This window comes from Microbacterium sp. Kw_RZR3 (assembly GCF_029222405.1).
In the GTDB taxonomy this organism is placed as follows: Bacteria; Actinomycetota; Actinomycetes; order Actinomycetales; family Microbacteriaceae; genus Microbacterium.
Window position 1 is genome coordinate 49052 of the sequence record NZ_JARHXC010000063.1, and the last position, 19606, is coordinate 68657.

Here is a 19606-nt window from a genome sequence, read left to right on the forward strand (position 1 = left end):
CTCTGCACCACCTGCGAAATCCGCAACACATCGCGAACCCGGTCTCGGCTGCAGTCTCCCGAACCGCTGGTGTCTCTTCGTCTGCGTTCTGCATGGCGAAGCGCGATCTGATCACGTTTCATTTTCTGAGGAGCACTCGTGGAGTCCATCTCCGAGACCCAGCCCGTCGACGCGCCCGAGGGCGCTGAGATCCCCGCCGAGGAACAGCCTTCGGCCGAGGCGCAGGGCACCGACACCGACCAGGCCGACACGGCTGCCGAGACCCCGGATGCCGAGGGCGCAGACGCCTCGGCCGCCGAGGTCGCTGCTGACGACGCGACCACCGACGAGGCCGCCGCCGACGCGGCGCCCGCCGATGCCGCGGAGCCCGAGGCGCTGTTCACCGATGACGCGCTCGCCGCCGAGGCGCCCACCGCGGACGCTCCGGCCGAGGCCGTCGCTGAGCCCGCTGCTGAGGCGCCCGCCGCTGCCGAGCCCGCTGCTGCCGAGCCCGCCGCCGCGGCCGAGGAGCCGGCGGCTGCGGCCGCAGACGCCCCTGCCGAAGAGCCCGCTCCGGTGGAGAAGCCGGCAAAGGCTCCGCGCAAGCGGGCGCCGCGTCGCGCGACGACCGCCTCCGCGAAGGAGAAGGCGGCCGCCGAGGCCGCCGCCGCAGAAGCTGCCGCGGCCGAAACCGCCGCTGCGGAGGCCGCCGCGGCTGACACGGCTGCGACTGACACGGTCGCCGCAGAGGCGCCCGCCGCCGACGTCGCCCCCGAGGCGGAGGTCGACGCGGCAACCCCCGTGACCACCGCTGCCGATGTCGCCGACGACGCCGCCGCGGCCGAGCAGACCCCGACGGTCGACGAGGCCGGCGCAACCGACGCGCCGGTTGAGGGCGACGCCTCTTCGAGCGAGGCCGCCGACACCGCTTCTTCGGACGACGCCGCCGACCAGACGCCGGCGCGGGGTCGCGGTCGGAACCGCTCCCGCAACCGGAACCGCAACCGCGCAGAGACCACCGAGACCGCCGAGGCGCAGCCCGCCGCGGGCGACGAGTCCGAGACAGCTCCGCAGGGCGGCCAGCGCGACGGCGGCGCCCAGAACGGTCAGCAGGCTCAGCAGCAGCAGGGCGGCACCAGCAACCGCAGCCGTCAGCGCAACAAGCGCCGCGGCCAGAACGCGACGGGCGACGAGTTCGATTCCGAGATCGGCGAGGACGACGTCCTCGTGCCGATCGCCGGCATCCTCGACGTGCTCGACAACTACGCCTTCGTGCGCACCACCGGCTACCTGCCCGGGCCGAGCGACGTCTACGTCTCGCTGGGCCAGGTGAAGAAGTACAACCTGCGCAAGGGCGACGCCGTGGTGGGCTCGATCAAGCAGCCGCGTGAGAACGAGCAGTCCAGCCGCCAGAAGTACAACGCGCTGGTCAAGGTCGACTCGATCAACGGTCTGTCGGTCGACGACGCCGCCGCGCGCGTCGACTTCGGCAAGCTCACGCCCCTCTACCCGCAGGAGCGCCTGCGTCTCGAGACGGCACCCGAGAAGCTGACCCAGCGCATCATCGACCTCGTGGCGCCCGTCGGCAAGGGCCAGCGCGGCCTCATCGTCGCGCCCCCCAAGGCGGGCAAGACGATCGTGCTGCAGCAGATCGCCAACGCCATCGCGCACAACAACCCCGAGGTCCACCTCATGGTCGTGCTCGTCGACGAGCGCCCCGAAGAGGTCACCGACATGCAGCGCACCGTCAAGGGCGAGGTCATCGCCTCGACCTTCGACCGTCCTGCCGAAGACCACACCACGGTTGCCGAACTGGCCATCGAGCGTGCCAAGCGCCTGGTCGAGCTCGGCCGCGACGTGGTCGTGCTCCTCGACTCGATCACCCGCCTGGGCCGCGCCTACAACCTGTCGGCGCCCACCTCGGGTCGCGTGCTCACCGGTGGCGTCGACGCGTCGGCGCTGTACCCGCCCAAGCGCTTCTTCGGCGCCGCGCGCAACATCGAGAACGGCGGGTCGCTCACGATCCTCGCCACCGCACTGGTGGAGACCGGCTCGAAGATGGATGACGTGATTTTCGAGGAGTTCAAGGGCACGGGCAACAGCGAGCTGCGCCTGAGCCGCCAGCTCGCCGACAAGCGCATCTTCCCGGCCGTCGACGTGAACGCGTCGAGCACCCGCCGCGAAGAGATGCTGCTCTCGGCCGACGAGGTGAAGATCACGTGGAAGCTCCGCCGCGCCCTGGCCGGTCTCGAGCCCCAGCAGGCCCTCGAGGTCGTGCTCGGTAAGCTCAAGGAGACGCAGTCGAACGTCGAGTTCCTCGTGCAGATGCAGAAGTCCATCCCGGCGCCCTCGCGCGGCGGTGACGACAACAGCATCCGCTGATCCGGGCGGCAGACGCGATGTCGGTGCCCGCGATGTTCGAGTCGGTCCGTGGACTGATCGAGGAGCACAAGGCCGTCCAGGAGGAGCTCTCCGACCCGGCCGTGCACGCCGACGCGGCGCGCGCCAAGCGCGTCAATCGGCGATACGCGGAGCTGTCGCGGATCGTCACGGCTCACGAGGCCTGGGTCTCGGCATCCGATGACCTCGAAGCGGCACGCGAACTCGCGCGAGAAGACGAGGCGTTCGCGGCTGAGGTCCCGACGCTGGAGGAGCGGGTCGCCGAGACGCAGGAGCGTCTGCGGCGCCTGCTCATTCCGCGCGACCCCGATGACGCGCGCGACGTGATCATGGAGATCAAGGGCGGCGAGGGCGGGGCCGAGAGCGCGCTGTTCGCGGCCGATCTGCTGCGCATGTACCTGCAGTACGCCGCCTCGATGGGCTGGAAGACCGAGCTCCTCGAGCGCACGGAGTCCGACCTCGGCGGATACAAGGACGTCCAGGTCGCGATCAAGGGCTCCTCGAGCGACCCCGCTCAGGGGGTGTGGGCCCACCTGAAGTACGAGGGCGGCGTGCACCGTGTGCAGCGGGTGCCCGCGACCGAGTCGCAGGGGCGTATCCACACGTCCACGACGGGCGTGCTCGTCTTCCCCGAGGTCGACGAGCCCGAAGAGGTCGCGATCGACCCGAACGACCTCAAGATCGACGTGTTCCGCTCGTCCGGCCCCGGAGGCCAGTCGGTCAACACGACCGACTCCGCCGTGCGCATCACCCACGTTCCGACCGGGATCGTCGTGTCGATGCAGAACGAGAAGTCGCAGCTGCAGAACCGCGAGGCGGGCATGCGCGTGCTGCGCGCTCGCCTTCTGGCGAAACAGCAGGAAGAACGCGACGCGGTCGCCGCCGACGCGCGCCGGTCGCAGATCCGCGGCATGGACCGCTCGGAGCGCATCCGGACGTACAACTTCCCCGAGAACCGCATCGCCGATCACCGCACCGGTTACAAGGCGTACAACCTCGACCAGGTCATGGACGGCGCGCTCGGCCCGATCATCGAGTCGGCCATCGCCGCCGACGAAGAGGCGCGTCTGGCGGCTCTCGCCGGCGACTGACGTTCTCGCGGTCGCCCCGCCGCCGGGACACATCGTCGCCGAGGGATCGCCCGTCCTCAGTGAGACACGTCGGCGATCACGCGTCCCACACCGGGGGGTGGGGGAGCGGGCCGCGACGATCCTCGAGCTGCGCCGCCAGCGACAGCAGGGTCGCCTCTCCGCCGGGGCGGCCGATGAGCTGCACCGAGACCGGGTGGCCGCTCGCATCGGTCGTGACGGGCAGGGTCAAAGCGGGCAGTCCCGCCACGTTGACGAAGCTGGAGTACGGTGCGTACTCGACCTGCATCGCGAACGTGCGCTCCGGACTGTGCCCCGCATACGACCCCACGGGCTGCGGCCCCTGCGCCAGCGCGGGGGTCAGCACCGCGTCGAAGGCCGAGAAGTCGGCGATCGTCCGACGTTCGAAAGCGCGTGCCGAGGCCAGGCCGCCCAGCAGTTCGAGCGCCGACAGTCGTCGCCCCTCCTGCACGAGCCACGCGGTCAGCGGTTCGACGAGGGTCATGTCGTCGTCGCTCAACGGGATGCGGGCGGCGCTCGCGCGCCAGAGGACGTGGAAGAGTGAGGCATACCCGAACGGATGCCAGTCGGCATCCGTCACGTCATGGTCCGCATCCGCGAGCCAGGCGGTGGCCGTCTCGAACGCCGTGCGTGCGTCGGGATCGAGCACGATGTCCTCGTCGTCGTCCCACGGCGAAACGGTCGTGACGCCGATGCGGAGGGTTCCGGGTGAGCGCCGGGCCGCATCGACGAACGGGCCCGCACCGGGGGCCTGCGTGGCGTAAGCGAACGGAGCGAGGCCCACGAGCGCGTCGAGGAGGAGGCCGGCGTCCTCGGCTGACCGAGCGATCGGCCCGGTGACCGACAGGCCGTCGGGGGAGTCGAATCCCGAACCGATCGGCAGCCTGCCGCGCGACGGTTTCAGCCCGACGACGCCGACCGTGGCCGAGGGGATGCGGATGGAGCCGCCGCCGTCCGAGCCCACAGCCGCAGGCAGAAGGCCCGCCGCAACGGCGACGGCGGCACCACCGCTGGAGCCGCCGGCCCCGGCCGAGAGCCGCCACGGATCGCGTGCGGGAGCGTGGATGAGCGGTTCGGTGAATCCGGTGAGACCGAACTCCGAGGTGCTCGTCTTGCCGAGGTTCACGGCACCCGCGGCATCGAGAGCGAGGGCGAGAGGATCGGATGCCGTGGGCACGAGATGCGCGCGCGAGCGCGAGCCGTAGCGTGTCGGGACACCCGCACGGGCGACGAGGTCCTTGTCGGCAAGGGGGACGCCCCACAGGGAACCCCGCGCGGGTCGAGCGAGGTCCGCGGCCCGGCGGAGGGCGGCATCCGGGGTCACCTCTGCGAAGGCACCGAGATCGGCGAAGCGCTGGGCGCGATCGAGATAATGCCCCGCGATGTCTCGTGGCTCGAGCGTGCCGTGGCGGAGCGCCGCCACCTGCGCGACGAGCGGCAGGTCGTGCAGGCGCGTCATGCTCCGAGCCTACGGCGTGGATCGAGAGAGGCTGCCGAGCCGTGTCAGCTCGCGCGTTCCCACGCGGCCTCGGTGGCGTCCAGCTGGGCGAGCACCTCGCGAGGAGTCTGACCGAGGTGGTGGCGGAATGCCCGATGCAGGTGCGAGAGGTCGCTGAAGCCCCACTTGGCGGCCAGGTGCGTCAGGGTGACGCGTCCGCGTTCAGCGCGCAGATCGTCCGCGCAGGCGAGGACGCGCACGCGCATCACCGTCTGCCCGTACGTGAGCGGGGCGCTCTCGTACACCTGGTGGAGTTTGCGGACCGAGATGGCGAAGTGCCGCGCGATCGCGGCGGGGGAGGTGTCGACGAAGCGGATGTGGCGCTCGAGATGGTGCTCGATGCTCCGCCGCAACACCGCCTCGCCGCCGTCCTCGTCGGCGAGGGTCGTCGTCGGCGACGCAAGGCTCAGAGCCCTGGTCAGCGACGCGACGGCGATGCCCACGGCATCCGCTTCGCCCGCGCTCATGCGAGACGCCTGCATCCAGGAGGAGCGCACCGTGTCGGCGATGACCGCCCCCAGCCCGCCGGCGGCGGAGAACGTGCGTGCCGTGGCGTTCGCGCGCAGCCCGTCGGGGATGTCTCGCGCCGGCACGCGGAACGACACCGTGCGCCAGGGGTCGAGGTAGTCCAGGGAGAACGGTCGGGTGACGTCGACGATCGAGAAGGTTCCGGGGCCCGACATGCTGCGCCGGCCGTCCTGCGAGACGATGCAGCGCCCGTCGAGCATCAGGTTGACGAAGACGACCTCGTCGTCGACCCGGCGCACCTCGTCGGGGCCGTGGTGGATGACCTGGGAGCACGTGGCGATCTCGGCGCCGTTGACCTGGCCGAAGGGCTGACTCTCGACGTGACCCTCGAGTCCCGCGTGCGTCCAGTCGTCACGGGTGCCGCGCGCCGCTGGTCTGAGCGGGGTGAAGGCCGCGCACACCACCTCGCGCCAGTACGCGTACTGCTCAGACGGGCGCTTCTCGCGCGTGTCCCAGCGATGCATGTGCTTCTCCTCGACGGTGCACGGATGTCGACGGACTCAGCAGAGCAACGTCCTGTTTCCCGAGGCGACCTGCCGCATGTCAGCCCGGTAACGAACTGCTCACCGCGGCGGACCGTGCACGCTGGTCCTCGCCGGCGTGCACGGACGTCCAATCTGCCCCGATCACGGCGCTGCGACGCTACCTGGACCTTCACCCGAACGAACGAGGAGCACACCCGTGGCCATCGACTTCACCCTCTCCGACGAGCAGCTCGGTCTCCGCCTTCAGGCGCGCGAATTCGCTGACAACGTGCTGAGCCAGGTCCCCGACGTCATCGCGCCGATCCCCGATCCGCTCGACCGGTTCCGTGCCCTGAAGCCCTTCTATCAGCAGATGGTCGACGCCGGCTTCGTCAAGGGACTCATCCCCGCCGAGAACGGCGGACACCGCTTCAGCAACCTCCAGTTCGCCCTCGCCTGCGAGGAGCTCGCACGGGTCGAGATCAACACCCCGACCGCGATCCTCGGCACCGGGCTGGGGCTGTTCCCGATCATCACGGCAGGCACTCCTGAGCAGAAGGAACGCTTCCTCGCGCCTTTCACCGACGGCAGCCCGGCCCTCGGGGCGATCGCCTTCACCGAGGCCGCGGGAGGAGCGAACTTCGACCACCCGGACCCCAAGTACGGCGTGCAGACCTTCGCCGTCCGCGACGGCGACGAATGGGTCATCAACGGCCGCAAGGCCTACACCACCAACGCGTCGGGCTGGGACGACCAGGGCGCCGACATCATCAGCGTCGTGTGCCGCATCGACGAGACCAAGCCGCCGGCGGAATCCCTCGCGATCATCGTCGTCGAGAAGGGCACGCCCGGTGTGACCTTCTCGGGGATCATCGACACGATCGGTCACCTCGCCACGAACTCCCCGTATGTGGACTTCGTCGATGTGCGGGTACCGGTGGAAAACCTCATCGGCGTTCCGGGCGACGGGTTGAACCTCACCAAGGGTGCGTTCTCCTGGACGTGCTCGAGCATCGCCGCAGCCGCCGTGGGGAAAATGCGCCGAGCGTTCGAGATCGCCTACGAATTCGTGTCGACCGAGAAGCGATCGGGGAGTGTCCCGGTCATCGACCACCAGAACGCCGGCTACATGCTGGCCGACATCAAGACGCGCATCGAGGTGGGGCGCTACTTCGCGTGGAAGGCCGCCGACCACTTCGACAAGACCGGTGGACTCGACCGCGAGCTGTCGAACATGTCGAAGATCTACAACTCCGAGCTGGCCGTGCAGACCGTGTACGACGCGATGCGGCTCGTCGGCGTCGACTCGTACGGTGATCGCGCCCCGCTCGGCGACATCATGCAGGACGTGCTGTGCCTGCCCGTGTACGACGGCGGCAACATGGGCGTGCGGCGTCGCCACCTGCACGAGATGCTGCGCACCCCCGGATACGACCACTTGGCCGCGGCGGAGAATCGCCTGTCGGTCTGACCGAGCCGCCCTCGTGCGGGCCCGCGGCGATGGCGGGTTCGCACGAGGGTGTTCCGGTGTCGCGGCGCGGGGCCGCGATTCAGATCGAATACTCCGGCGCCATCAGGAGGGCGCGCGTGTCGTCGCCGCTCCGCCGCGAGCGCGCCTTCGCCGGGACCCCGACGAGCACGCTGTCCGCGGGGGCGTCCCGCGTGACCACCGCGTTCGCGCCGATCACGGAGCGCGCCCCGATCGTGATCGGGCCGAGCACCTTCGCCCCGGCTCCGACGGCGACTCCATCGTGAAGCGTGGGGTGGCGCTTGCCGCCCTCGCGCTGCCGACCGCCGAGGGTCACGCCGTGGTAGAGCATGACGTCGTCGCCGACCTCGGCCGTCTCACCGATGACGACGCCCATGCCGTGGTCGATGAAGAAGCGGCGTCCGATCGTGGCGCCGGGGTGGATCTCGATGCCGGTGAGCCAGCGCGTCGCCTGGGACAGGGCCCGCGCCGGGAAGCGCAGCCCCCGTCGCCACAGGCGGTTCGCGACGCGGTACGACCACACGGCGTGCAGCCCCGGGTAGAGCAGTGCGATCTCGAGCCCGCCTCGAGCCGCGGGATCGCGGAGCTTCGCCGAGGAGATGTCTTCGCGGATGCGGGAGAGAACCCCCACCGTCAGTCTTCGCGCAGGTGCTCGTAGAGGGCGGTCGAGAGGTAGCGCTCGCCGTACGACGGGATGATCACGACGATGTTCTTGCCGGCGGCCTCGGGACGGCGCGCGATCTCGAGCGCGGCCCAGATCGCCGCTCCCGACGACATGCCGACCAGGATGCCGTCCTTGGCCGCGGTCTCGCGGGCGACGCGGATCGCGTCGTCGAACTCGACGTCGATGACCTCGTCGAGGATGTCGCGGTCGAGGATCGCGGGGACGAAGTTGGGACCGATGCCCTGGATCTTGTGGGGCCCCGGGTGCCCCTTCGTGAGGATGGGGGAGTCGGCGGGCTCGACGGCGACGATCTTGACGCCGGGGACGCGCTCCTTCAGCACCTGGCCGACACCGGTGATCGTTCCGCCCGTGCCGATGCCGGCGACGAAGTAGTCGACCTTGCCGTCGGTGTCGCGCAGGATCTCTTCTGCGGTCGTCTTGCGGTGGATCGCCGGGTTCGCCTCGTTCTCGAACTGGCGCGCCCACACGGCGCCCGGAGTCTCGGCGACGATGCGCTTGGCCTCGTCGACCGCGTACGACATGCCCTTGGTGGGGTCGGTCAGAACCAGCTCCGCGCCGAACGCCTTGAGCAGGATCCGGCGCTCCTTCGACATCGAGGCGGGCATCGTGAGGATGACCTTGTAGCCGCGAGCGGCGCCGACCATCGCCAGGGCGATGCCGGTGTTGCCGCTCGTGGACTCGACGAGGGTGCCGCCCGGCTTCAGCTCGCCCGACGCTTCTGCGGCGTCGACGATCGCGATGCCCAGGCGATCCTTGACGCTGGAAGCCGGGTTGTAGAACTCCAGCTTCGCCAGGATCTGCGCCTCGGTCCCCTCCGCAACGCGGTTCAAGCGCACCAGCGGAGTGTCGCCGAACGCAGAGGTGATGTCGGAGTGGATGCCGGGCATGGGTCGCCTTTCGCCGTCGATGAGAACGCGATCATCCTAGGCGAGTCCTCCGACACGCAGGCGTGTGTGACGCCGGACGACTAGGCTCGGACCCCGTCATGCGTGAGACCGCACCACCCCCCGCCCCCACGGCCGTTCCCGTCGCCGACGTCGTCCGCGACCTCGAGGCCCGTTTCGCAGTCGCGGGCATCCCCGACCCGCGGGTCGACGCCGAGCTCCTCGTGGGGCACGTGCTGCACCTCTCGCGCGGGGGAGTGCAGGCCGCCGCGATCCGCGGAGACCGGATGCCACCCGCCGCCGCCGCCGAGCTGCTTCCGCTCGCCGATCGTCGCTGCGCCCGCGAACCCCTCCAGCACCTCACCGGCGTCGCCCCGTTCCGTTCGCTCGAGCTGGCCGTCGGTCCGGGCGTGTTCGTTCCGAGGCCCGAGACCGAGATGGTCGCGCAGCTGGCGATCAACGCGCTCGGAGCCGTGGCATCCGAGTCGCCGATCGCCGTCGATCTCGGAACCGGTAGCGGCGCGATCGCCCTGGCGATGGCCACCGAGGTTCCGCACGCGCGGGTGTTCGCCGCCGAGAACAGCGTCGACGCGTTCATCTGGACGAAAGAGAACGTCGCCCGGATCGGAGCGGAGAACGTCACCCTCGCCTTCGTCGACCTCGCCGAGGCGTTCCCCGAGCTCGACGGAACCGTGTCGGTCGTGGCATCCAACCCGCCGTACGTGCCCGACGACGCCATCCCCCGCGATCCGGAGGTGCGGCTGTACGACCCTCCGGCCGCGCTGTACGGCGGACCGGACGGGCTGGATGCCGTGCGCCACCTCTCGCGCGTCGGATTGCGGCTCGGCCACCCCGGGGCGACCCTCGTCATCGAACACGGCGAGTGGCAGGGCCCCGCGATCCGCGATCTCCTGACGGCGGACGGGTGGCGCGCTGCCGCGACGCACCCGGACCTGACCTCGCGCGACCGGGCGACGACGGCGGTGCACCCCTGACACGCGCCGTCGGGAGTGAAGAGCCTCCGACGCGCAAGTAGACTGGCGCGCGATATGTCACCTGTCTACGACTGCCGAGACGAGTCGCAGCTGCTCTCGGGTATGCGCCATGCACGCCAGGCGATCGGCCGCGGCGAACTCGTCGTGCTTCCCACCGACACCGTCTACGGCGTCGCCGCCGACGCGTTCAACGCCCGCGCCGTGGCCGGTCTCCTCGAGGCCAAGGGTCGCGGTCGCCAGCAGCCGCCGCCGGTCCTGGTCGCCGGCGTCGGCACCCTGCGGGCGCTCGTGGCCGAGATCCCTCCCGCCGTCGACGACCTCGTGCGCGAGTTCTGGCCGGGCGGGCTCACCATCGTGCTCCCCGCTCAGCCCTCCCTGTCATGGGACCTCGGCGACACCCACGGCACCGTCGCCGTACGCATGCCGGCTCACCACCTCACCCTCGAGCTCCTCGAAGAGACGGGCCCTCTCGCCGTCTCCAGCGCGAACCGCACCGGCATGGCTGCGGCCGTGAACATCGACGCCGCGCGCGACATGCTCGGCGACAGCGTCGCCGCCTACCTCGACTCCGGCCCGAGCGAGACGGGGATCGCGTCCACGATCGTCGATGCCACCACCCTCGTCGGCGGTGCCGAGCCTCGCGTGCGTGTCCTCAGAGAGGGCGCCGTCTCCCGCGAACGTCTGCGAGAGGTGCTCGGGGATCTTCTCGAGCCGGATCCCGACCCCGATGCTCCCGTGCCGACCCCCGCCGCGGCTTCTGCCGATGCGTCCAGCGTCGACGCGTCGAACGGCGAGCCCGCGCGTGCGGCGTCGGACACGGATGCCGAGGCGCCGGGTCCGTGACCCAGTACCTCCTCACCATCCTCTTCACGGCGGCGGTCACGCTCGCGCTGTCGTGGGTGGTGTGGAAGCTCGCCCTGCGCTTCAAGCTCTATCCCGGCATCCGGGATCGGGATGTCCACAAGACCCCGACGCCTCGCCTGGGTGGCGTCGCGATGTTCCTGGGCGTCGTCGCCGCCTTCGCCCTGTCGAGCCGTAACCCGTACTTCTCGATCTTCTGGGTCGACCCGGCCCCCGTTCTCTGGTTGCTCGGCGCTGTTCTGCTCATCGTGCTCGTCGGGGTCGCCGACGACCTGTGGGACCTGGACTGGATGATCAAGCTCGGCGCGCAGTTCGTCGCGGCCGGGATGATCGCGTGGTTCGGTCAGCTGCAGATCCTGTCGCTGCCGATCGGCGCCCTCACGGTGGGGTCGAGCTGGGTCAGCTTCCTTCTCACGGTCTTCGCGCTCGTCGTGGTGATGAACGCCGTCAACTTCATCGACGGGTTGAACGGTCTCGTGGCGGGCGTCTGCCTCATCGCGAACGGGGTCTTCTTCGCCTACTCGTACCTGCTCGTGCGGGACACCGGTGCCAGCACCTACTTCAACCTGGCCTCTTTCATCGCGGCGGTGCTGGTCGGCGCGTGTCTCGGCTTCCTCCCCATGAACTGGACGCCGGCGAAGCTGTTCATGGGCGACGCCGGCGCCCTGATGCTGGGACTGCTCATGGCCAGCTCGGCGATCGCCATCACCGGTCAGCTCGACCCGGCCGTCCTGGATCCCGAGAAGATCGGCCGTTCGCAGCTGCTGGGTGCGTTCATCCCGATCCTCCTGCCGGTGGTGATCGTCCTCCTTCCCCTGCTGGACTTCGGCCTCGCCGTCGCTCGCCGCCAGTGGGCGGGTCGATCGCCCTTCTCGCCGGATCGCAAGCACCTGCACCACCGCATGCTCGACATGGGGCACACCGACACCAGTGCGGTCCTCATCTTCTACTCCTGGACGGCCGTGGTGAGCCTGGCCTTCCTGCTCATGTACATCGGAACCCAGCAGAGCTGGCCCGGCGACTACCTGTTCGGCATCCTGTTCGGTGCGGTCGGCGTCATCGCCTGCGCGGTGCTGACCGTTCTTCCCTCCCCGCATCGCTGGCGACTCGCGCCGCGGCGTACGCGTCCCACCCCACCGGAGCCCCACTCATGACCAGCATCACTCCCGCCCGTCGCCCGTCCAGCACCCCGGTGCTGAGAACCGCCCTGGTCTGGGGAGGCATCGTCACCGTCGTCCTGCTCGTCGTCGGCGCGGTCGTCGGCTTCGCGGTCGGGGGAGCGGGAGGTCTCGGCAGCGCTCTGTCCGGAGTCGCGGTGAGCGCGGTCTTCCTCGCGGTGACCGCCGCGAGCATCCTCATCGCCAATCGGTGGTTCGGTGACCCGCTGTACGTCCCGATCTTCTTCGGCATCGTGCTCGGAGGCTGGCTGCTGAAGCTCGTGCTGTTCATCGTCGCCATCGTCGTGCTCCGGGAACAGGCGTGGGTGAGCCCGGTGATCTTCTACGTCGCGCTGGTGGTCAGCGTGGTGGCGTCCCTGGTCGTCGACGTCGTCGTGCTCCTGCGCATGCGCATCCCCAGCGTGAGCGACGTATCCCTGCCCACGGATCCCGACGAGGGCGACCGTCGGTCCTGACGACGACGCCCACCCGCCTATCGTCCCGTCGCCCGTCGTGCAAGCCGGATACCCCGGTGCCGAGAGGATCCGTCGCACGCGCCACATGGATCCGCTGGGAGTTTGATAGGGTGGGGTAAGTACCCGCCCGCACCAGGGTTATCCCTCCAGGTCTGCATTCTGGGTGCTCTCACCGACCATCGTCGCAACGGTTCACACCGATGCCCCGAAGCTGGAGCCAGCGCTGACTACTCAAGCTGCGACCCTGATCACGAACCTCGCGTCCGCGGGTGCGGAGTTCCACCCGCCGTCCATCGGCGAGTTCTTCCCCGACGCGGTGCTCTTCGAGGGCACGATCTTCGCGATCACCCGCATCAACCTGACGCAGATGCTGGCCACGCTCGTGCTCGTGCTGTTCCTGGTCATCGGAACCCGGCGCATGACGGTCGTCCCCGGCCGGTTCCAGAGCGTCGTCGAGATGGGCCTGGACTTCGTCCGCGTCAACATCGCCGAAGACATCCTCGGGCGCAAGGACGGCAAGCGCTTCCTGCCGATCCTGACCACCATCTTCTTCATGGTGTTGTTCATGAACATCACGGGTGTCATCCCCGGTCTGAACATCGCCGGCACGAGCGTCATCGCCGTGCCCATGCTGCTGGCGATCGTCGCCTACGTGACGTTCATCTACGCCGGTATCAAGAAGAGCCCCGGCGGCTTCTTCAAGAACGCTCTGCTGCCCTCCGGCGTCCCGTGGCCGCTCTACATCATCATCGTCCCGCTCGAGTTCCTCTCGACCTTCATCATCCGTCCCGTCACGCTGACGCTGCGACTCCTGATGAACATGGTCGTCGGCCACCTCATGCTGGTGCTGTTCTTCTCGGCCACGCAGTTCTTCGTGGTCGACCTCAGCGGCTGGTGGACGGCTCTCGGCGCGGGTTCCCTCGCCTTCGGCTTCGCCTTCACCCTGTTCGAAATCTTCGTCGCCTTCCTCCAGGCGTACGTCTTCGCGATCCTCACCGCGGTCTACATCCAGCTCGCGGTCGCAGAAGAGCACTGAGCGGCCCGGCGCACGCCGAGCCACCCAACCGAAAGGAAAAATCCGTGGACGCAACTACGGTTCTCGCCCAGGTCACCGGTAACGTCGCCACGATCGGCTACGGCCTCGCCGCGATCGGCCCCGCCATCGGCGTGGGTATCGTCGTCGGCAAGACGATCGAGGGTGTCGCCCGTCAGCCCGAGCTCGCGGGTCGCCTGCAGGTGCTGATGTTCATCGGTATCGCCTTCACCGAGGCGCTCGCCTTCATCGGCATCGCGACCGGCTTCATCTTCACCTGATCCGGCCGCTCTCGACTCACTGTAAGGAGACAGGATGCTGAACGCTCTTGTCACACTCGCCGCGGAGCCCGCGGGGGAAGCGCACAACCCGCTCATTCCCGCGGTCTACGACATCATCTGGTCGGCCGTGTGCTTCGTCGTCATCGTCTTCGTGGTGTGGCGCGTCGCTCTGCCGCGCATGGCGAAGCTGCTCGACGAGCGCAGTGCTGCCATCGAGGGCAACATCGCGAAGGCCGACGAGGCTCAGCGACAGGCCGAGGCCGCTCTCGAGCAGTACACCGCCCAGCTCGCCGAGGCGCGCCGTGAGGCCGGTGAGATCCGCGAGACCGCGACCCAGGACGGCCGCAAGATCGTCGCCGAGGCGAAGGAGACCGCCGCGGTCGAGGCCGCGCGCATCACCGCCGCCGCTCACAACCAGATCGAGGCCGAGCGCCAGACCGCTCTCGTCCAGCTGCGCTCCGAGGTCGGCACCCTTGCCGTCGACCTCGCGGGCAACGTGATCGGAGAGACCCTGTCGGACGACGCCCGTGCGAACGCCGTCGTCGACCGCTTCCTCGCCGAGCTCGAGGCATCCGAGACCCTTCGACAGGCTCAGGGACCGGTGAGTAACTGATGGGCAGCGCGACCACTCAGGCGCGGACCGCGACGGCGGAGGCCCTGGCTTCCACCTCGGGCGTCGATCTCGACGTCGCGCGCGAACTGTTCGCTGCCGTCGGCACCGTGAGCGGGTCGGCTCAGCTGAGCGGCGCGCTGTCCGACTCGTCGGTGCCGGCTCCCGCTCGCGCGGGACTGGTGTCGGCCGTCTTCGGCTCTTCCTACCGTCCCGCGACGGTGGCGCTGCTCAGCAGTGCCGCTCAGCAGCGCTGGTCCACCTCCGCCGAGTTCGTCGAGGGCATCGAGGAGCTCGCCGTTCGCGCCACCGCCGTGGCGGAGTCGGCCGACATCGAGCCCGAGCTGTTCTCGTTCTCGCGTACGGTCGCCGCCAACGGAGAGCTCGAGCTCGCACTGGGCGGGCGTCTCGGAGACGCCTCCGCAAAGGGCGCGCTCGTCACGAAGCTCCTCGACGGACGCGTCAGCGCCGGTACGACCCTGATCGTGTCGTCGCTCGTGCAGAACGCCCGCGGTCGTCGGGTGCGCGCACTCCTCCGCCGCGCGGAGAGCATCGTCGCCGAGCAGCGGACGCGCATCGTCGCGACCGTCTACGCGGCAGCGCCTCTGAGCGCCGAGCAGCAGACCCGTCTGCAGAACGCTCTCAGCGCTCGCTACGGTTCGGCGGTCACGCTGAACACCGTGATCGACCCGACGGTGGTCGGCGGTCTGCGCGTGCAGATCGCGGACGACGTCATCGACGCGAGCGTGTCCGCACGTCTCGCTGACCTCCGCCAGCGGATCGCAGGCTAAAGACTTTCCGCCCGAACGGGCGTGGATCTGGGGGCCTCGCAGCCCCACGAACGAAGGAAGACAATGGCAGATCTCTCTATCAGCCCCGACGTCATTCGTGACGCGCTGAAGGACTTCGTCACCGCCTACGAGCCCACCGGCGCTGCGGCGACCGAGGTCGGCGCCGTCGTCGACGCGGCCGACGGCATCGCTCACGTCGAGGGCCTTCCCGGCGTCATGGCCAACGAGCTTATCCGCTTCGCGGACGGCACGCTGGGCCTCGCGCAGAACCTCGACGAGAACGAGGTCGGTGTCGTCGTCCTCGGCGACTTCGCCGGCATCGAAGAGGGCCAGAGCGTCACCCGCACGGGCGAGGTCCTCTCGGTCGGCGTCGGCGAGGGCTACCTCGGCCGCGTCGTCGACCCGCTGGGCAACCCCATCGACGGTCTCGGCGAGATCGCGACGACGGGTCGCCGTGCCCTCGAGCTCCAGGCTCCCGGCGTCATGCAGCGCAAGAGCGTTCACGAGCCGCTCCAGACCGGTATCAAGGCCATCGACGCCATGATCCCCGTCGGTCGCGGACAGCGCCAGCTCATCATCGGCGACCGCCAGACCGGCAAGACGGCCATCGCGATCGACACGATCATCAACCAGAAGGCCAACTGGGAGTCGGGCGACGTCAACAAGCAGGTGCGCTGCATCTACGTCGCCATCGGCCAGAAGGGCTCGACCATCGCTTCGGTGAAGGGCGCGCTCGAGGATGCCGGCGCGATGGAGTACACCACCATCGTCGCGGCTCCCGCCTCCGACCCCGCCGGCTTCAAGTACCTCGCCCCCTACACCGGTTCGGCCATCGGCCAGCACTGGATGTACGAGGGCAAGCACGTCCTGATCATCTTCGACGACCTGTCGAAGCAGGCCGAGGCCTACCGCGCCGTTTCGCTTCTCCTCCGCCGCCCGCCGGGCCGCGAGGCGTACCCCGGCGACGTCTTCTACCTGCACTCGCGTCTGCTCGAGCGTTGCGCCAAGCTGTCCGACGAGCTCGGCGCCGGTTCGATGACGGGTCTGCCGATCATTGAGACCAAGGCCAACGACGTCTCGGCCTACATCCCCACCAACGTGATCTCGATCACCGACGGCCAGATCTTCCTGCAGTCCGACCTCTTCAACGCCAACCAGCGTCCCGCGGTCGACGTGGGTATCTCGGTCTCGCGTGTCGGTGGTGACGCCCAGGTGAAGTCGATCAAGAAGGTCTCGGGAACGCTCAAGCTCGAGCTCGCGCAGTACCGTTCGCTCGAGGCCTTCGCGATGTTCGCGAGCGACCTCGACGCGGCCTCGCGTCGTCAGCTCGCCCGCGGTGCGCGCCTGACCGAGCTGCTCAAGCAGCCGCAGTACTCGCCGTACCCCGTCGAGGAGCAGGTCGTCTCGATCTGGGCCGGTACCAACGGCAAGCTCGACAGCGTCGAGGTCTCGGACGTGCTCCGCTTCGAGCGCGAGCTGCTCGACTACCTGCGTCGCAACTCGACCGTGCTCGACACGCTGCGCGAGACCAACGTGCTCGACGACGACACGCTCGCCGAGCTGGAGAAGAAGGTCGACGCGTTCGCCCTCGAGTTCCAGCCCGGTGGCGACCAGAGCGTCGTCGGCGCCGAGAAGGTCGACGCGGCCGAGGCGGAAGACGTCAACCAGGAGCGGATCGTCAAGGGCCGTCGCTAAGAGCGGCGACACGAGAACGGAATCATGGGCGCACAACTGCGGGTCTACAAGCAGAAGATCAGTTCTGCTCAGACGACCAAGAAGATCACCAAGGCGATGGAGCTCATCGCGGCCTCGCGCATTCAGAAGGCGATGGCGCGTGTGCGCGCGGCATCCCCCTTCGCGCGTGCCGTGACGAGCGCCGTCTCCGCGGTGGCCACGTACTCGTCCGTCGACCACCCGCTGACGACCGAGCGCGAGAACATCCGCCGCTCGGCCGTGGTCATCTTCACGTCGGACCGCGGTCTTGCCGGCGCGTTCAACTCGCAGATCCTCCGCGAGGGTCTCGAGCTGGCCGAGCTGCTGCGGTCGCAGGGCAAAGAGGTCGTCTTCTACCTCGTCGGGCGCAAGGCCGTCGGATACTTCCAGTTCCGTCGCATGCCGAGCATCGAGCAGTGGGTCGGCGACACCGACACTCCGCAGTTCTCGACGGCGGAGGAGATCTCCGAGTCGGTCCTCAAGGCCTACCGCGCGGGCGGCGACAACGACGGCGTCGATGAGATCCACCTCGTCTACAACCGCTTCGTCAGCATGATGACGCAGTCGCCGGAGTCGGTCCGCCTTCTCCCGCTCGAGGTCATCGAGGCCGATGAGGCACCGGCGCAGTCCGAGATCTACCCGCTCTACGAGTTCGAGCCCGACGCCGAGACGGTTCTCGACGCGCTCCTGCCGGTCTACGTCCAGAGCCGCATCTTCAACGCTCTTCTGCAGTCTTCGGCCGCCAAGCACGCCGCGACGCAGAAGGCCATGAAGTCGGCCAGTGACAACGCCGACAAACTCATCACCGACTACACCCGCCTGCGCAACAACGCGCGTCAGGCGGAGATCACGCAGCAGATCGCCGAGATCGTCGGCGGCGCCGATGCCCTGGCATCCGGCAAGTAAGTTCCCAAGGAGAGAAGAAGCCATGAGCCTCACCGCCGAGAAGACCGACGCGGCCGTCGTCGGACGCGTCGCGCGCGTCACCGGCCCGGTCGTCGACATCGAGTTCCCGCATGACGCGATCCCCGACATCTACAACGCGCTGAAGACCACGATCACCATCGGTGACGAGTCGACCGAGATCACCCTCGAGGTCGCGCAGCACCTCGGCGACGACCTCGTCCGCGCCATCGCCCTCAAGCCGACCGACGGCATCGTCCGCGGCCAGGAGGTGCGCGACACCGGCGGCCCCATCTCGGTGCCCGTCGGCGACGTCACCAAGGGCAAGGTCTTCGACGTGACGGGTGAGGTGCTCAACGCCGCTCCCGGCGAGACCATCGAGGTCACCGAGCGCTGGGGCATCCACCGCAAGGCGCCGAGCTTCGACCAGCTCGAGTCCAAGACCGAGATGTTCGAGACCGGCATCAAGTCGATCGACCTCCTCACCCCGTATGTGCAGGGTGGAAAGATCGGCCTCTTCGGTGGTGCCGGTGTCGGTAAGACCGTCCTCATCCAGGAGATGATCCAGCGCGTCGCGCAGGACCACGGTGGTGTCTCGGTGTTCGCCGGTGTCGGCGAGCGCACCCGTGAGGGCAACGACCTCATCGGCGAGATGGAAGAGGCGGGTGTCTTCGACAAGACCGCCCTCGTGTTCGGCCAGATGGACGAGCCGCCGGGGACGCGTCTGCGCGTCGCACTCTCGGCCCTGACGATGGCGGAGTACTTCCGTGACGTTCAGAAGCAGGACGTGCTGCTGTTCATCGACAACATCTTCCGCTTCACGCAGGCGGGTTCCGAGGTGTCGACGCTGCTCGGCCGCATGCCTTCCGCGGTGGGTTACCAGCCGAACCTCGCCGACGAGATGGGTGTGCTCCAGGAGCGCATCACCTCGACGCGCGGTCACTCGATCACCTCGCTCCAGGCGATCTACGTCCCGGCCGACGACTACACCGACCCGGCTCCCGCGACCACCTTCGCGCACCTCGACGCCACCACCGAGCTCTCGCGTGAGATCGCGTCGAAGGGTCTGTACCCGGCCATCGACCCGCTGACGTCGACGAGCCGCATCCTCGACCCGCGCTACATCGGTGCCGACCACTACCGCGTGGCGACCGCCGTGAAGCAGATCCTTCAGAAGAACAAGGAACTGCAGGAGATCATCGCGATCCTCGGTGTCGACGAGCTCTCCGAGGAAGACAAGATCGTCGTGTCGCGTGCACGTCGCATCCAGCAGTTCCTTTCTCAGAACACCTACATGGCGAAGAAGTTCACCGGTGTCGAGGGCTCCACGGTCCCGATCAAGGAGACCATCGAGTCGTTCGACGCGATCGTCAAGGGCGACTTCGACCACGTGGCCGAGCAGGCGTTCTTCAACGTCGGTGGCATCTCCGACGTCGAAGCCAAGTGGGCGCAGATCCAGAAGGAGAACGGCTGACATGTCGTTGCGCGTGAGCCTGGTGTCGGCCGACGCCGAGGTGTGGACGGGAGAGGCCTCGCTCGTCGTGGCCAAGACCGTCGAGGGTGAGATCGGCTTCATGCAGGGGCATGAGCCGGTGCTCGCGATCCTCGCCCAGGGCGAGGTGCGCATCACCCGCACCGACGGCTCGAAGATCCTCGCCAACGCTGAGGACGGCTTCCTGTCGATGGCGAACGACGAGCTCACGATCGTGGCCGGAAACGCTGCGCTCGTCTCCTGACGCCTGATTCCTCA

The 19606-nt window shown here is 68.9% G+C and carries 19 protein-coding genes; 15 read left to right on the forward strand and 4 right to left on the reverse strand.

Annotated features, from left to right (window positions below; translation table 11 throughout):
• Window positions 1-138 precede the first annotated feature (138 nt).
• Together rho and prfA are read left to right on the forward strand one after the other, a co-directional pair.
• The gene (gene rho, locus P2P98_RS03390) at window positions 139-2361 is read left to right on the forward strand and encodes a transcription termination factor Rho (protein WP_275797225.1); all 2223 of its coding nucleotides are present in this window, start codon (window positions 139-141) and stop codon (window positions 2359-2361) included.
• A gap of 32 nt (window positions 2362-2393) precedes the next feature.
• Complete coding sequence (gene prfA / locus P2P98_RS03395) at window positions 2394-3470, forward strand: peptide chain release factor 1 (protein WP_275797227.1); 1077 nt, start codon at window positions 2394-2396, stop codon at window positions 3468-3470.
• A gap of 76 nt (window positions 3471-3546) precedes the next feature.
• Here prfA and P2P98_RS03400 read toward each other — a convergent pair whose 3' ends face one another.
• Window positions 3547-4947 carry an amidase gene (locus tag P2P98_RS03400; RefSeq protein ID WP_275797229.1) on the reverse strand — a complete coding sequence of 467 codons (1401 nt, stop codon included), beginning with the start codon at window positions 4945-4947 and terminating at the stop codon, window positions 3547-3549.
• A gap of 44 nt (window positions 4948-4991) precedes the next feature.
• Entirely contained in the window at window positions 4992-5978 is a 987-nt protein-coding gene (locus P2P98_RS03405; RefSeq protein WP_275797231.1) for a helix-turn-helix domain-containing protein, read from the reverse strand.
• A 217-nt stretch (window positions 5979-6195) separates the two neighbouring features.
• Between P2P98_RS03405 and P2P98_RS03410 the strand changes: the two genes are divergently transcribed.
• On the forward strand, window positions 6196-7449 hold the full coding sequence (locus P2P98_RS03410) for an acyl-CoA dehydrogenase family protein (RefSeq protein WP_275797233.1): 1254 nt from the start codon (window positions 6196-6198) through the stop codon (window positions 7447-7449).
• Window positions 7450-7528: 79 nt separating this feature from the next.
• Here the strand turns inward: P2P98_RS03410 and epsC are convergent, their stop codons facing one another.
• Entirely contained in the window at window positions 7529-8098 is a 570-nt protein-coding gene (epsC, locus tag P2P98_RS03415) for a serine O-acetyltransferase EpsC (protein ID WP_275797235.1), read from the reverse strand.
• A 2-nt stretch (window positions 8099-8100) separates the two neighbouring features.
• Window positions 8101-9039: a cysteine synthase A gene (gene cysK, locus P2P98_RS03420; protein ID WP_058597259.1), complete on the reverse strand. Its 939-nt coding sequence runs from the start codon at window positions 9037-9039 to the stop codon at window positions 8101-8103.
• Between the two features lie 98 nt (window positions 9040-9137).
• Between cysK and prmC the strand changes: the two genes are divergently transcribed.
• The 12 genes from prmC to P2P98_RS03480 all read left to right on the forward strand — a co-directional run bounded on the left by prmC (window position 9138) and on the right by P2P98_RS03480 (window position 19592).
• Window positions 9138-10031, forward strand: coding sequence for a peptide chain release factor N(5)-glutamine methyltransferase (gene prmC, locus P2P98_RS03425; RefSeq protein WP_275797238.1), 894 nt, complete (start codon window positions 9138-9140; stop codon window positions 10029-10031).
• A 54-nt stretch (window positions 10032-10085) separates the two neighbouring features.
• A complete protein-coding gene (locus P2P98_RS03430; RefSeq protein ID WP_275797240.1) occupies window positions 10086-10874 on the forward strand; it encodes an L-threonylcarbamoyladenylate synthase in 789 nt (262 codons plus the stop codon).
• Window positions 10871-12046, forward strand: a complete 1176-nt coding sequence (locus P2P98_RS03435) for an MraY family glycosyltransferase (RefSeq protein WP_275797242.1) — start codon at window positions 10871-10873, stop codon at window positions 12044-12046. Before P2P98_RS03430 ends, P2P98_RS03435 begins: the two co-directional genes overlap by 4 nt.
• Window positions 12043-12525, forward strand: coding sequence for a hypothetical protein (locus P2P98_RS03440; protein WP_275797244.1), 483 nt, complete (start codon window positions 12043-12045; stop codon window positions 12523-12525). Before P2P98_RS03435 ends, P2P98_RS03440 begins: the two co-directional genes overlap by 4 nt.
• A gap of 163 nt (window positions 12526-12688) precedes the next feature.
• Complete coding sequence (atpB, locus tag P2P98_RS03445; RefSeq protein ID WP_275797246.1) at window positions 12689-13561, forward strand: F0F1 ATP synthase subunit A; 873 nt, start codon at window positions 12689-12691, stop codon at window positions 13559-13561.
• A gap of 44 nt (window positions 13562-13605) precedes the next feature.
• Complete coding sequence (gene atpE, locus P2P98_RS03450) at window positions 13606-13839, forward strand: F0F1 ATP synthase subunit C (protein ID WP_043360904.1); 234 nt, start codon at window positions 13606-13608, stop codon at window positions 13837-13839.
• Window positions 13840-13873: 34 nt separating this feature from the next.
• Window positions 13874-14452 carry a F0F1 ATP synthase subunit B gene (locus P2P98_RS03455; protein WP_275797259.1) on the forward strand — a complete coding sequence of 193 codons (579 nt, stop codon included), beginning with the start codon at window positions 13874-13876 and terminating at the stop codon, window positions 14450-14452.
• Window positions 14452-15240: a F0F1 ATP synthase subunit delta gene (locus P2P98_RS03460; RefSeq protein ID WP_275797261.1), complete on the forward strand. Its 789-nt coding sequence runs from the start codon at window positions 14452-14454 to the stop codon at window positions 15238-15240. The genes P2P98_RS03455 and P2P98_RS03460 overlap by 1 nt, the downstream gene beginning before the upstream one ends.
• A gap of 63 nt (window positions 15241-15303) precedes the next feature.
• On the forward strand, window positions 15304-16935 hold the full coding sequence (gene atpA, locus P2P98_RS03465; protein WP_058597266.1) for a F0F1 ATP synthase subunit alpha: 1632 nt from the start codon (window positions 15304-15306) through the stop codon (window positions 16933-16935).
• A gap of 24 nt (window positions 16936-16959) precedes the next feature.
• Window positions 16960-17859, forward strand: a complete 900-nt coding sequence (locus P2P98_RS03470; protein ID WP_058627821.1) for a F0F1 ATP synthase subunit gamma — start codon at window positions 16960-16962, stop codon at window positions 17857-17859.
• A 22-nt stretch (window positions 17860-17881) separates the two neighbouring features.
• Window positions 17882-19330: a F0F1 ATP synthase subunit beta gene (gene atpD, locus P2P98_RS03475; protein ID WP_275797264.1), complete on the forward strand. Its 1449-nt coding sequence runs from the start codon at window positions 17882-17884 to the stop codon at window positions 19328-19330.
• Window position 19331: 1 nt separating this feature from the next.
• Window positions 19332-19592 (forward strand): F0F1 ATP synthase subunit epsilon, encoded by a 261-nt coding sequence (locus P2P98_RS03480; RefSeq protein ID WP_058597269.1) that lies wholly within the window; start codon window positions 19332-19334, stop codon window positions 19590-19592.
• Window positions 19593-19606 lie beyond the last annotated feature (14 nt).